Source organism: Exobacillus caeni (assembly GCF_005747095.1).
GTDB lineage: Bacteria > Bacillota > Bacilli > Bacillales > Guptibacillaceae > Exobacillus > Exobacillus caeni.
Window position 1 is genome coordinate 181,376 of sequence record NZ_SWLG01000006.1, and the last position, 13,852, is coordinate 195,227.

Consider the following 13,852-nt stretch of genomic DNA (forward strand, 5'->3'; position numbering starts at 1 on the left):
TTTGTGCCTTACAAGCTTCACAATAGAAATGAACTGCGACTTAGAAAGCGACTGGTCGCTACGGAAAGCGAACTGCCCGGAGCGGAAATCAATGCTGCAATTGCGTCGCAGTTTTCCGCTTTTGTGCAAAAACAACTAGATAATACTACATTTTTTGTATAGATGCAGACTGTTCTTTTTAATAGTCTGCTTTTCTTTTTATTGAACTACATTTAGAAGGAGGAATACGATGCTACCCTGGGATACCGAGTATGAAAATCGGTTCTTGGAAACCCCGGAAGTTCTAAAATTGATTGATAAAGCGATAGAACAAAAAAAGGGTATATCCCTGGCAAGGTTTGGGATCGGCGAAATCACGTATTTGAGCTATGAAACTTCTCCTATTCTTGTTGAAAACTTCCAGAGATATGAACAGTATGCAGGTGTTACCCTTTCAAAAGAAGAAGTGCGCGCAAGACTGAACGGAGCGTTAAAAGCAACAAGCCTGGCTGGATTAATCTCTCAGAAAAAATTACCTTTTTGGGCTGAAAGGACAAAGCAAGTGTTGATGGGGTTATCATTTTCACCTGAGAAAGTATGTTCTGCATGGGTCATGCATGACTTAGTACGCCGTGAAAATTTGTGGTCCTGGCTCGAAGGGAAAAAGGTTGTATTAGTCGGGCGCCGTTCTTTAGAAGCAGTCCCTGTTTTTCAGGAAAATGGAATCGAGATTATCAAGGCAATGAATTTAGAAGGGTTTCACGAAATCGATAACGTAAAAAGTAAAATGCATCATATGGAGGAAGAATGGGATGTAGTTTTGATTTCAGCAGGAATCCCAGCAACGGTTCTCGCACCAGAAGTAGCAAAATTAACAGGGAAGGTAGCGATAGATTTTGGCCATGCATTGGATATGCTTTTAGATGGGAATGATTATAAACATAGCAAACTAGTTGAACGCTGGATGGACGAGAGAAATGAAAAATAGCTCGCAAATCGTTAAGAATTGCGAGCTATTTTTCAACTTATAATCTTAATCCTTCTTTTTGTAACCTTGTGCCGTTTCATTCTAAAGCTTTTCACGACTGGTTTTGGTTTTGCTAAGGAAACGATCAAATAATCGATTTCGGGATAATTGTTATTTTGAATATCATCCTTAGAAGGATAAGGGCGTCCTGTTGGATGCGAGTGATAGATCCCTAAGAGCTCCTCGCCTTTCTTTTCTATTAACTCGAATACTCTGCGGATCTCATCAATATCCATTTCAAACGAAACTCGGCTTCGGTGAATGTTTTCCATCCTCCAAATCGTGCATACAGTTCCGTCTTTTCCAGACAACAATCCGCAGGCTTCATATGGGTGCTCTTTCTTACAATGTTCAAGCATGTCTTGCCAGATCGAATGAAGTATTTTAAACCGCCCGGAATTTCTTTTATGATCTTTTTCCGCAACATCCTCCTTTTCTTTTAGGTTTGGAAGCGGAAGGCTTGCTGGGACGGACAAGGTTGGTTTTTGGTGCCGGTTTGTTACTCGCATTCGATTTAGATTCTTTTGCTTTTTTTAGTACTTGTTTGCGAAAGTTTTCAAAGGTCATTTTATTCATCTCTCCTTAAAGTTGACATATATATTTATATGAATATAAAAACGACTCGGCAACCTTACGCAAAAGAAATGGGTATCCATTAAAGACTATATTTTATACTTACCTAGAGAAGGAGGAAACAATGGATATTAATGTATTGTTCAAAGGTTTAGAACAAGGGAAAATACGATATGAATCTCTTCCGTCCTTGCAATATGTCATGCAAGAAGCAGGATTTAAAGTAGATTATAAGATGAGAGACAAAACTTTGGATATTCAACCTGGACTGTCGGCCAAACGTGTGTCGGTCATTCCACTCGCTCAGAATGAAATGGAGCAGAATGTGGTAAAGCTAGTGAAACGGTTCCTAAAGACTAATGGAGTGGAGCTTATCAGTGATGCTCAATCAGACAAAAGAGGTTTTGTAGACCTTCGTTTACAACTTGATATCGGTGTGACCGAACATATATATGAACCAGAAATGCAATTGATCCACTCTGAAAAGGGCCCACAAATGACTCGTTTTTTACAAAATGAATGTACTAAAGAGAAATTGACAGTGAAAGTTATAGAAAATAATGACCACCAATATTCGGATTTTGCAATGATTTTAAAACTTCCTGAGGGCAAATCAGATATGGAACCGCTTTTGGAGAAGTTTTCTGTTATGTTAACGATGGGAATTCTGGATCAATTAAGAGAAACTACTAAATTACCGTTGTTATCTTTTATGCCTCTTATAAATTTTCTTCAAATAGATGCAAAAAAAACTGTGCCCATAAAAGAAAACAGTCATGCTTATAGAAAACAACTATCATCTCCCGAAAAAGCGACAGTTCAGGCAGAGGTATTCTTCGATTATCAATTGATTCTAAATAGAAAAATACCTGGAAAGATAAAACTCCTATGTGATTTGCATATACAAAATACTGGTAACCGAATGCTAACTTCCCCTGTGATTTGTTTACGTTCTTCACCAGCAGATAGTATTAATGTAACAGGGCAAATTTTGCCTCCTAAACGTGCGAGTACATTAGGAGTACAAACAAACGCTGGAACAATAGGGTGGAAATTTATATATGATAACTGGCTTGATCAATTAAAAGAAAAGGGGGAAGCCTGGATTACTTCCATCCATAAGGTCCAAATTGAACCAGGACAAACAGAAACCCTCTCTAATATCCAGATGAGTTTACTGGAGGCTGAACAGGTTGATAATTTTATAGTGGAAGGGTTTGTGTTTTTTAAAGAGCAGGGAGTTGAATTCGAAGCAAATAACAGTATTTCGGTTTCTTTGCAGGGTTAATGAAAAGATACTTCGGCAAATGAAAGGATGAACAAGAATGTTTGATATTAATTGGCTAGACCTAATCATTATCATTCTTGCTTCCTACAGATTAACCCATCTTATTGTTTTTGATGAAATAACTTCATTTATCCGTAGTCCCTTTGTTAGTATTTCGTATAATGAAGATGCTTCCGGACAAATGATCCAAAATATTGAAATCAAAGGGTCTGGTTTACGTTATTGGATAGGTTTACTGTTAAGTTGCTACTGGTGTGTTGGGATATGGAGTTCAACAGCATTGGTTTTGCTTTATCTTTTTTGCCCACTGACTTTTCCGATTTTACTTATCCTTGCTGTGGCAGGTGCGGCAGCATTTATAGAATCAAAAACGACTTTCTAAAACATTAATAAAAAAAACAACCCGGCCAGATTGCCGGGTTGTTTATTATTTACCCTTCAAAACGCTCGCATTCTTCAACATTTGTATTAGGGACGCTTATTCCATCCAGGATTGCAAGTATTCCTCCTGCGAATCCGCTGCCTAGTTCTCTTATTGTAAGTGTTACTGTGTTGGTTGTATCATCGAGTGTAAGATCGAAGGTAGCATTCTGTTCCAACTGGCCGGCAAGTTTAAATCTTCCGAACCCTGTTATAGTTAGAGTATCGTCTTCGCATGTTGGCTGGTTAAACTCAGTGGCTACAAATGTAAAGCTTTGATCTACAGCAGCTTCACCAGTTGGTTCTTCTTGAGGGAAATCAAAGAATTGAACACTTAATTCGCTCTGTGACAATGTACACTGGTCACAGATTGTCGTGTTAAGCGTCAATCTTCCTGTTACAGCACTCAATCCTGTGTTATCTCTTACTAGAATTGTTCTAGTTCCGTCATCACCAGCAGTTGGCAGGCTTGCGCTTCCCTGGCATAAACAGTTATCAGGCGGGAAGAACTCAGGACACTGCTCTGGGAACAGTGGGAATCTAGGGCAAGTAGGAGTAACTTCTTCAACCGGAATCGCTTGGCGTGGACCGCAGAATTTAGCTTCCACTTCAAGTTTTACAGGTGCAGTAACCTGTACATCCTTACATACTGATACATCGATAATTACCATGTCACCAAGCATTGGGCTTGTTATAACGGAACAAACAACATCAAAGATGTTACAGTCGATAGTAGTTCCTTCAGGGTGGCAAAGGATCACATCATCCATGAAGTGTACTGGTACTTCAAAGTCACAAATCTGCATACCGTCACAGAAGAATTGGACACGGATGTGTACATGGAAGGAAAGTGTAACAAGCTTCGCACTTTCTACACCGATATTGGCTGGAACTTCTCTAATAATATCGCAACGTGTTGTAGCTGCTCCAGAATCTACCCATTCACACGTAGCTGTTACTTCTTCTCCCATATGGCGGCAATCTTCTATAGCCGTAAAACATTCCTCAGGGATTTGAATTTTATTTTTGTCCCGGTTTGTTAGGACAACCCAGTCATATACTTTAGTAGCTTCAATACATTCAGGGCCGATTAGGTTTGGTGTTTGTTTACCGCGAATGGACTTTACTTTCTTCTTCATAAAAAACATCTATCCTTTCAAATTGTAATTTTCATTTATATACTATGGAAGTGGTTTTTTATTGGTACCCTGAATAAGCAAAAAGAGGCTCGTCCAAACAACCCATTATTTACATAAAGAAGCTCTGTTACGGGAATCGAGAGAAAAGAATGTATAAAAAACACTCCTCTAAAAATAGAGGAGCATGTAAAAAAAATTAATCTCTTTCGTTTATTATTTCTATCATTCTCTCCTTACTATTGGCTGCATGTAAATAACGCATTGCTAATTGCTTATTAAGATCAAAATTATCAGTATGTTGGTAATTTTCTCGAGGATGCCACATATGATAAACGACATTGTTCAATCGTTGGTATTTTCCGCAGACAGCTTTTATAGAAAAAGCAAACGCATCATCTTCTCCGCCCCACCCGATAAAACGCTCATCAAAGCCTTTTACCGCTTCAAAGCAGTCTCTTTTCACAATGTTTATTCCACCAAGTGTGTAAGCTTTACCTTTGAATCTCACCTTGAATCTGGGCTTGCTTATGCCAGGCCATTCTGCAGACCCGTTTATCGTTTGATATGTGGATTCTTTTGTAAGGTCTAATATATTAGAGTATGGAATCACCATTGGAGAGTGGTGAAGTTGTTTTACAGCTTCCATTATTGTCTCTGGACGGCAAACGATGTCCCCGTCTGTAATAACAAATACATTCCCACTTGCAGCTTGTGCGGCATGATTAATAGACTGAGCTCTTGAAAAGATTTTTGTGCTGCTCTCTCCAATATAAATATCTGCTTGGGAAAGATTTCTTTCATAAAACTTGCATACCCATTTAAAAACTTTCTCTCTTGGACCTTTATCTGATTTGTACGGAATGAGTATGGAAAGCCGCTCCAACTGTATACCCCCTTTAAAAAGTGCAATATAAACAGATAGTTATTCTTGCATATCCGCCCTTACAAACAAAAGATGTTTTCATACATTAATAGAGGATGGACAGCGATTCTTGTTTTAATGGAGGTATTTATCTTGAAGATTCTTGTTACAGGCGGCGCTGGTTTTATTGGATCCCACGTCGTGGATACACTAAAAGGAAAGGGTTATCGTGTGGTTGTATTAGATAATTTAAGCACCGGAAGAAAACAGAATATATCAACAGAAGTTCCTTTTTATAATACGGATATCAAACAGCCATCCCTTGAGAGCATCTTTAAAGCTGAAAAGCCAGATATTGTGATTCACCAGGCTGCACAAGTATCCGTAAAAAAATCAGTAGAGAACCCTATGCTCGACTGTGAAGAAAACGTGTTGGCTACGATCAATATATTAAAGTGCTGCCGGCGTTATCACGTAAGAAAAGTAATTTTTGCATCATCGGCTGCTGTATATGGAATACCCCAGTCTTTACCAATAGAAGAAAATCATGCTTTACGTCCTATTTCTTTTTATGGTTTGTCGAAACGTACGTCTGAAGAATATATTCAGTTATTTCACAGGCACTATGGACTCAACTATTCCATCCTGCGCTATTCAAATGTATATGGAGAAAGACAAAATTTACATGGAGAAGCAGGGGTAGTAACATTGTTTCTCAACAACATTGCTTCCCAAAAAGGGCTAACCATCTATGGTGACGGAACACAAACAAGAGATTTTATAAATGTTAAAGATGTTGCTCAAGCAAACGTGTTGGCGGTCGATAACGGAGACAATCAAATCTTTAACATCAGTTCAAACATTTCCACGACCATAAACGATCTGAAGAACGAGTTAATGAAACATAGAGGAGAAGAAACGCCTATCTTATACAAAGAGCCAAGGCCTGGAGATATTGAGCATAGTTGTTTATCAAATAAAAAAGCCATCGCCCAATTATCCTGGTTTCCCCAATATACGCTTTCAAGAGGGTTGGAGGAATTAGTGAAGATGATGTAATGGAGTGAACATTTTATGACTGAAAAACGAAAAACAATCGCTATACTAGGGTCTGGAAGGTGCGGCACTTCGATGATTGCCAACTCGATAAGATTGTTAGGAGTGAATCTTGGAAAAGAATTCATTGTTCCAGATGAAACAAATCCAAAAGGCTTCTGGGAGAACCAAAACATCGTCGACATTCACAAAAAAATCATCATGGCACTGGGTAATCAAAACACCCCATATCCGCGAGGTTGGTGGAATAAAGCAGAAATCGCCGCTGTCAAACAGGATCTAAAATGCTACCTGGAAAAAGAGTTCGGAGATTCTCCATTATGGGGATGGAAAGATCCACGAACATGTCAGTGTATCGGACTATGGAAGGAAGTTCTAAAAGAGCTGGACGTGGAACCTTACTATTTAATTGTCGTTCGCAACCCGAAAGATGTAGTGAACTCCTTTCAAAAAGCATACAAACATACAAGCGGTAAGTGGGCTCTTGAGAGGTGGATCTTTTTGACATTAATGGCATTAAAAGAAACAAAGGACGAACGAAGATATATTGTGGATTATGACCAGTTTCTTGCAAATGGTTTTCGAACAATCAAACAGCTCTCATCTGATTTTGACATTCCAATATCTCAAAAAGAAAGTACATTAAAAAAGCAAATCCAAGGAATTATTGAACCGAACCTTCAACATCAAAATTCGAGCATGGAGAGTCTGTTAACCGATAAAGAAATAAACGATACTGCCAGGAGGCTCTATTTGACCTGTTATAAAGCATGTTACTCAACTGAATACTTCCATTCAGATGAATTTAAATCTCAAATTGAGAATTACTTTTGTTCTTGGTTTAACGAAAGGAGATAAGACAGGGTGAAAACAGAACTGGGTATTATCATTGCTACAACAGAAAGCAGAAAAGAATCTTTACTCCATACTGTTACACATCTTATTAAACATATTCACGATTCATTCACGCTATATATCTATAATGATGCTGGCCCCCCTTTGCTTCCGAGCTTATCAAAATTGTTAACCTCGCAAAAAAGATCAAAAATCCATCTTGTCTTGTTGAACGACCAGAAAGAAATTAGCACCACTAAAGTTGGATGTGGAGGGTCAAGGTACCACCTTTTTGAGAAAGCAAAAATGAATAATACGTATGTTCTTTCTCTAGATGATGATATGCAAATTACTCCAAATTGGTTTGAAACGATGAAGGAAGCGTTTCAACAATTCCCCGATCATTCCGTTTTTACAGGAGTATTAAAACATCCCGATAATTCCATTCAGGCAGCGGGAGCCAATTTTACTGCCCAGGAGGGTAAGCTCCGCCGTATACCGAACAAAACATGGGAAGATAAGCACCACCTCGCTGATTGGGGACCTTTAGGTTATTTGGTCTTATGCAGACAGGCACTGCAGCCGCCCATTAAAATACCACCTTTATATGTACACGAAGATGCTGCCTTTTTATTAGAACTAAGACAAAAAGGCATCGTAGGGAAAGAACAAACTGTAGTGGTGACAGATGCAGTTGCCATCCACCGGGCGCTTCCGGTGAGAAGTTCGAATTTAAGGCAGCCACAAAAAATGGCAGAAGCTAAACAATATATAAAAAGAACATATGGTCTTAGCATTTTATAGCGGAGGTGACAATATGGATCTAATTTTATCTGCTTCGATGCAGCGATCTGGTTCCACTTTGCTGCAGCGGATATTTAACGCAAGAAAAGAGACATTAATCTGGGGAGAACATAACGGGATAATGGCCGATTTTTATGCTATTTATAAAAAAACAATCTTATTCTCAGAAAATCATAAAAAAACAAGGGAAATTTATTTCGAAGGGGAAGAAAATCCTGATGTCTGGATAGCCTGTTTGATGCCTGAAAAAGCCTTTCTGCAAAGATCAATCGAGGAATCAATAAGACTTTACTTTGAAACATTATATCAAGAGAAAAAAGAAAAATTTGATATGATTGGATTTAAGGAAGTTCGATATGGCGAAAATGAGATCAAGTTATTCAGAAGATGTTATCCTGAAACTGTCATTGTATTCTTAGTAAGGAATCCAATCGATGTTTGGAGCAGCCTGAACGGGACAAGATGGGGCAGAAAGGCGCATTCGTTTGACCAATTTATTGAAAAGTGGAATCGGAATTCAAGGTTTTATTATGATTTTAACCAATCAGACCCTCATTCGTATTTACTAAAATATGAGGACATTGTTAACCGGGATCCGCTAACGATAAATCTGATTTCGAAATTGGCAAAACTATCACCCCAGGAAATCGAAAAAGTACTTTCTAAGAAAATATATAGTACACCTTCCCGAGTTAGGGAACAACAACTCCATGCTATTAAGAAACGATGTAAAGAAGTAATGGATTTGTATGGCTATAAGTAATCCGGATGAGCCTTTTTCTTTTTTAAAGGGAATAAAAAGGCTCTCTAGCTAAAATTAAGACAAGCTTTTATTCTCAAAAATCAATTTGAAACTTTGTAAAATACCAGTTATCATCATGTTTTCTTTTCAAAAAGTAAACGTTTCTTTGCTCAAGTACTCCTTCACTTAACACTAAACGTTCGACCGTATCTGGATTTTTAATCAGCATTTTACACTTTGCGATCCTTTTTTCATTAAAATGGGAATAGGCGGTTCGAAGAAGGTTATAGTAGTAGTCTGCAGAAGGGACATGATACGGCTGCGTGGCTCGGAATAGATGGACAACTGTAACAGCGGGTTGTACACAGCATCTATAACCGAAAAGCCATAATTTTATTGATAATTCTACATCTTCAAAACCCCACGTCCTAAAACCGCTTTCAAATCCTCCGATGTTTTCAAAGACGGCTTTTGAAATGATAAAACATCCCCCGGGAAGTACAGCAGTTTCAAAGACATGTTCTTTTTTTTTATTCCATTTTGTTTTTAAATTAGAAAGCAATGTTTGTCCATATCCGACAAAGGTAGACCTTCTGGAAGATGCTATCGCGGGAGTAACAGCGTCTGCTTCAGAAGTAAGGATGGGAGCTAGCAACCTTTCAATCCAGAAATCTTCAAATGTTAGATGTGCATCACTAAAAACAAGATAGTCATGAGAGGCTTGTTCGGCACCTAGATTTCGGGCTTTTGCAGCACCTATTCCAGTGGTTTCGATTAACCTCACCTTTTGGGAATGGGTATATGTTTGGAGAAACTTACAACAGCCATCGTCCGAGCCATCGTTCACGACAATTACTTCTAGATTTACAGTTGTTTTCACAGAGAATAAAGAGTTTAACGTATTTTTTATATTTATCCCTTCATTTTTTACTGGAAAAATTATAGAAACGGATTTATCATCAGCCAAAACAGATTCCTCCTTTAAGATCTACCATTATACGTAAAATGGCATTCTCGGGTTACTAAGCTCAAAGAGTAATTGGAATATAATGCTTCGAAGGGGTAAATGGTTGTTCTCTTTTTACTAATTCGTTAATATCATATGCGGGTTTAAGCCCCCATTTACTGCAAAACCTTTTCTTGTTTTCTATGAAAACATATTTGTAATGCTCTTTGTTGACTTTAAAGGTTGTATTTCCATAGTGATGAATATATACGTCATTCGCAACCCAGAGTTTTTGGCCAGCAATAAGTGTTCTGATGCAATAGTCGGTATCCTCGAAGTTCCCTGGAAAAAACCTCTCATCTAGCCCTCCGATTTTCATAACTAGTTCTCTTTTGAATGCCATGCAAAGACCGCTCAGATTGTTAACCTGGAATCCTTTTTTAAAATTTGCTGAGGTCCATTTTTTAGCGAACATCGGCATCTCGTCGACAGAGTGATACGGAACTGGAGAAACAAGCTGTTTATACCGGGTGCTGTTTGAACGGGGGCCTACAATACCAATCTCTTTGTCGTTGTCTAACCACCAAACGAGGCGGGTCAGCCAGTCCTCTGTCACAATCGTATCATTGTTTAAGAGGACAAAATAGTCTCCACTGGCGATAGACAATCCCTGATTACAGCCACCTGAAAATCCTTTGTTTTGATCATTGAAAACAGTACGAACAGGAAATGCTAGTTCACTAAGATACTCCTTTGTTCCATCCGAAGAACCATTGTCGATTATTATGAGTTCATAATTAATGTTTGTGTTTGCCATAATGCTTGTGACGCATTCTTTTGTAAAGCCAAGGCCATTCCTTGTCAGAATAATAATGGAAATAATAGGGAAGTTGTTCTCCTTAAGATCTTTAAACATCGGTTCCCTCCTTTTAAAAGTTACGAACCCTTCTTCACATAATTAAAGCGGGAACATATTTTTATAATAGTTTGAGTAAAGTTCCTAAGAAGGCGGTGCTTTTAACATGATGGGAGTTATTTTAGCGGGTGGAACAGGATCACGTCTAAAACCATTAACCGAATATATAAATAAACACCTATTGCCAGTTGGGCCGAATCCAATGATCGTCTGGTCCATTTTAAAGCTAAGAGAGGCCGGGATTAAAGAGTTACTGATTATCACAAATAAGAACGACCTCCCTCCATTCATTAATCTACTTGGACTTGGTGAAGGGCTTAATGTAAAGATCCATTACGCTGTTCAGAAAAAAGAAGGAGCGGGGATAGCTGACGCTTTAATGGGGGCTAGAAGCTTTATAAAAAAGAATAAATTCATTGTGTTACTCGGTGATAATATTTTTGAAGATTCTCTAGTTCCTTATATTTCAAATTTCAAGAAGCAAATATCCGGAGCAAGAGTATTATTAAAAGAAGTTAAAAATCCAACTCGTTATGGTGTACCTTGTCTTGATAAGGATAACAAAACGATAACGTCTATTACAGAAAAGCCGAACAATCCCTTATCATCTTATTGTGTTACCGGTATTTATATGTATGACGATGAGGTATTTGAGAATATTGAAAAAATCCAGCCTTCTAAAAGAAATGAATTAGAAATCACGGATGTAAATAATTTATATATTAAGAACTCACAGCTGCAATATGATATTTTAAAGGGATGGTGGATAGATGCTGGAACACACGAGTCACTCTATCAAGCAACTAAATTTATTTATGGCAACCGAGTAGAGGGGGAGAAAGATGACTAAGCACCTTCTTATAACAGGCGGAGCAGGATTTATTGGCTCTAATTTCATTTCATATTTGTTGAATAATACAGATTATTATATTACGAACGTAGATTCTTTAACATATGCAGGGAACAAAAGTAACGTTGCAGATTTTGATAAATCGAGCCGGTACCGAATGTTAACTTTTGATATAAGCAAACAATCAGATATAGAAAAGGTATGTGACCAACACTATGATGCTATCATAAATTTTGCCGCAGAAACCCATGTGGACAGAAGTATTAGAAATGCATCCCCCTTTATTGATACAAATATAACCGGAACCTTTCATCTGCTACAAATGATTTTGTCTGGTAAGGCGTCAAAGATGATCCAGATTTCAACAGACGAAGTATATGGATCACTAAGGCCTGAAGAAACGCCTTTCACTGAAAATACTTCGATCGCTCCTAATAATCCTTATTCTGCAAGCAAAGCAAGCGCTGACCTGCTCGTCAGATCCTACTATAAAACACACCAATTACCCCTTATCATTACTCGATGCAGCAATAACTATGGCCCCCGGCAGCATATTGAAAAATTCATTCCAAAGATCATAACTAATGCCTTTGCGAATAAAAGCATCCCCTTATACGGTGACGGTCTGAACATTAGGGACTGGTTATATGTTAAAGACCATTGCAGGGCGATACACCTTGTGCTTGAGAAAGGCAACAGGGGAGAAATCTATAATATTGGCGGAAATGAAGAGAAAACGAACCGTGAAATTGTAGACTTGTTATTAAAAAAATTAGGTAGAAGCGAAAAGCTGATTAATTATATTGAAGACCGGAAAGGGCATGATCGCAGATATGCGATAGATTCCTCAAAAATTTCGAGGGAACTTGGCTGGAAACCTTCCTTTTCCTTTGAGCAAGGAATTGAAAAAACGATCGCCTGGTATTCCAAGGAGGAAACAAAAAGGTGAAAATTTTAGTGACGGGGGTGAACGGCCAACTTGGAAAAGAGTTATTCAGAAAGTTAAGTCTTCAATATTCTGTTGTTGGCAAAGCGAAAAAGGAATTGGATATAACGAATTACCAGGAAGTAAAGAATATAATGGAGGAAATAACCCCGGATATCGTATTTAATGCTGCCGCTTATACTAATGTCGACCAGTGTGAGATCAATCGAAAAAAAGCATTAGAGGTCAATTCACTTGGTTCATTTTATGTTGCGAAAGCGGCAAACAGCATAGGGGCAAAAGTGTTTCACTATAGCACTGATTATGTTTTTGATGGAACGGCAAAAGTACCTTATGAAGAAAAAGATATGACTAATCCCCAGTCTATGTACGGGCTAAGTAAGTGGCTCGGGGAAGAGCTAGTATTAAATTCTGGAGAAAACACGATAATCAGAACCTCCTGGCTTTACGGGCATGGAGGGAAAAACTTTGTAAACACTATGATAAATCTTGCGGAAAAAAATGAAAAAATTAAAGTGGTTAACGACCAAATAGGTTCTCCCACCTATATAAATGATCTTGCAGAAGTTACTGAAAGTTTAATGCATAAAAAATCCGGACTATATCATATAACAAATTCGGGAGCATGTTCCTGGTACATTTTTGCAAAAGCGATTCTCGAGGAAGCAGGTTTGGATTCCGGAATAATAATTCCTACCACTACCAGGGAATACGGGGCAATTGCTCCAAGACCGTCCTTTTCCATTCTCGACAATTTAGCAATGAGACAGGAAAATATCAATTCACTACGGCCATGGCAGGAAGCTTTGAGAGATTATATCCGGAAGGAGCTCACTCGATGATCAATGGGGTGAAAGTGAAGAAATTAGTGAAACACTGTGATGATCGTGGATTTTTTGCAGAACTTTTAAGAGATGATGAGGATATTCTTGAAAGATTCGGGCAAGCATCGATGTCGATGAGTTATCCTGAGGTGATTAAAGCGTTCCACTACCATGAAGAACAGGATGATGTATGGTTCTTTCCATCAGGGAATGCTCAAGTTGTTCTGCATGATATAAGAGAAGAGTCAGAAACGGCAGGAGCGACAGATGTTTATTACATGGGAGAAGACAACCCTATTTTGTTACTTATACCAAAAGGAGTAGCACACGGATACAGGGTGTTAGGCACTAGACCTGCTACGATCATTTATTTTACTACAAAGTCTTATAATCCCGCTGATCCTGATGAAAAACGGATTCCCTGGGATGACCCCGGCATAGGATTCGATTGGAACACGCAGAATAGATAAGAATGAAACGAAATGGATATCCATTTCGTTTCATTCTTATCTAAAAGAACAATTTTACATTAAGAATTTATAGGTTCAACTTAACTTGTTCTAGAAAAATCTAAAAGTAGAACAATCCTCAATCAGTACTTGGATGGCTTACCTTTTATAACAAGGAAGTTTTTCCGTGCAAAAAA

At 38.2% G+C, this 13,852-nt stretch carries 16 protein-coding genes; 11 read left to right on the top strand and 5 right to left on the bottom strand.

The annotated features are described in order from the left end of the window. Positions 1-229: 229 nt before the first annotated feature. Complete coding sequence (locus tag FCL54_RS09990) at positions 230-967, top strand: GT-D fold domain-containing protein (RefSeq protein ID WP_138125920.1); 738 nt, start codon at positions 230-232, stop codon at positions 965-967. A gap of 32 nt (positions 968-999) precedes the next feature. Here FCL54_RS09990 and FCL54_RS09995 read toward each other — a convergent pair whose 3' ends face one another. Then, positions 1,000-1,515, bottom strand: a complete 516-nt coding sequence (locus tag FCL54_RS09995; RefSeq protein WP_138125922.1) for a M67 family metallopeptidase — start codon at positions 1,513-1,515, stop codon at positions 1,000-1,002. Between the two features lie 188 nt (positions 1,516-1,703). Between FCL54_RS09995 and FCL54_RS10000 the strand changes: the two genes are divergently transcribed. Then, on the top strand, positions 1,704-2,867 hold the full coding sequence (locus FCL54_RS10000; RefSeq protein ID WP_138125924.1) for a hypothetical protein: 1,164 nt from the start codon (positions 1,704-1,706) through the stop codon (positions 2,865-2,867). A gap of 37 nt (positions 2,868-2,904) precedes the next feature. Next, entirely contained in the window at positions 2,905-3,249 is a 345-nt protein-coding gene (locus tag FCL54_RS10005) for a DUF1360 domain-containing protein (protein WP_138125926.1), read from the top strand. Positions 3,250-3,298: 49 nt separating this feature from the next. On the opposite strand, the gene FCL54_RS10010 is transcribed toward FCL54_RS10005, so the two are convergent. Both FCL54_RS10010 and FCL54_RS10015 read right to left on the bottom strand, forming a co-directional pair. Continuing rightward, a complete protein-coding gene (locus tag FCL54_RS10010; protein ID WP_138125928.1) occupies positions 3,299-4,426 on the bottom strand; it encodes a BMQ_0737 family morphogenetic spore coat protein in 1,128 nt (375 codons plus the stop codon). 196 nt (positions 4,427-4,622) lie between these two features. Then, entirely contained in the window at positions 4,623-5,309 is a 687-nt protein-coding gene (locus tag FCL54_RS10015) for a glycosyltransferase family 2 protein (RefSeq protein WP_138125930.1), read from the bottom strand. A 132-nt stretch (positions 5,310-5,441) separates the two neighbouring features. Here FCL54_RS10015 and FCL54_RS10020 point away from each other — a divergent pair, with 132 nt between their 5' ends. The 4 genes from FCL54_RS10020 to FCL54_RS10035 are packed head-to-tail and all read left to right on the top strand — an operon-like array spanning position 5,442 to position 8,745. Then, entirely contained in the window at positions 5,442-6,347 is a 906-nt protein-coding gene (locus FCL54_RS10020; protein ID WP_138126243.1) for an NAD-dependent epimerase/dehydratase family protein, read from the top strand. 15 nt (positions 6,348-6,362) lie between these two features. Beyond that, entirely contained in the window at positions 6,363-7,202 is an 840-nt protein-coding gene (locus FCL54_RS10025) for a sulfotransferase family protein (RefSeq protein WP_138125932.1), read from the top strand. A gap of 6 nt (positions 7,203-7,208) precedes the next feature. Continuing rightward, positions 7,209-7,982 (top strand): glycosyltransferase, encoded by a 774-nt coding sequence (locus tag FCL54_RS10030; protein ID WP_138125934.1) that lies wholly within the window; start codon positions 7,209-7,211, stop codon positions 7,980-7,982. 13 nt (positions 7,983-7,995) lie between these two features. Next, positions 7,996-8,745 carry a sulfotransferase gene (locus FCL54_RS10035; RefSeq protein ID WP_171016770.1) on the top strand — a complete coding sequence of 250 codons (750 nt, stop codon included), beginning with the start codon at positions 7,996-7,998 and terminating at the stop codon, positions 8,743-8,745. Between the two features lie 73 nt (positions 8,746-8,818). Here the strand turns inward: FCL54_RS10035 and FCL54_RS10040 are convergent, their stop codons facing one another. Both FCL54_RS10040 and FCL54_RS10045 read right to left on the bottom strand, forming a co-directional pair. Then, a complete protein-coding gene (locus tag FCL54_RS10040; protein WP_138125938.1) occupies positions 8,819-9,691 on the bottom strand; it encodes a glycosyltransferase family 2 protein in 873 nt (290 codons plus the stop codon). Positions 9,692-9,752: 61 nt separating this feature from the next. Further along, a complete protein-coding gene (locus FCL54_RS10045; protein ID WP_138125940.1) occupies positions 9,753-10,586 on the bottom strand; it encodes a glycosyltransferase family 2 protein in 834 nt (277 codons plus the stop codon). 106 nt (positions 10,587-10,692) lie between these two features. Here FCL54_RS10045 and FCL54_RS10050 point away from each other — a divergent pair, with 106 nt between their 5' ends. Genes FCL54_RS10050 through FCL54_RS10065 form a run of 4 tightly spaced genes read left to right on the top strand, consistent with a single transcriptional unit; the run spans position 10,693 to position 13,676 of the window. Continuing rightward, positions 10,693-11,436, top strand: coding sequence for a sugar phosphate nucleotidyltransferase (locus FCL54_RS10050; protein ID WP_138125942.1), 744 nt, complete (start codon positions 10,693-10,695; stop codon positions 11,434-11,436). After that, positions 11,429-12,385 carry a dTDP-glucose 4,6-dehydratase gene (rfbB, locus tag FCL54_RS10055; protein WP_138125944.1) on the top strand — a complete coding sequence of 319 codons (957 nt, stop codon included), beginning with the start codon at positions 11,429-11,431 and terminating at the stop codon, positions 12,383-12,385. The genes FCL54_RS10050 and rfbB overlap by 8 nt, the downstream gene beginning before the upstream one ends. Next, positions 12,382-13,224: a dTDP-4-dehydrorhamnose reductase gene (gene rfbD, locus FCL54_RS10060; RefSeq protein ID WP_138125946.1), complete on the top strand. Its 843-nt coding sequence runs from the start codon at positions 12,382-12,384 to the stop codon at positions 13,222-13,224. The genes rfbB and rfbD overlap by 4 nt, the downstream gene beginning before the upstream one ends. After that, entirely contained in the window at positions 13,221-13,676 is a 456-nt protein-coding gene (locus FCL54_RS10065) for a dTDP-4-dehydrorhamnose 3,5-epimerase family protein (protein WP_138125948.1), read from the top strand. The genes rfbD and FCL54_RS10065 overlap by 4 nt, the downstream gene beginning before the upstream one ends. The last annotated feature ends 176 nt before the right edge of the window (positions 13,677-13,852 follow it).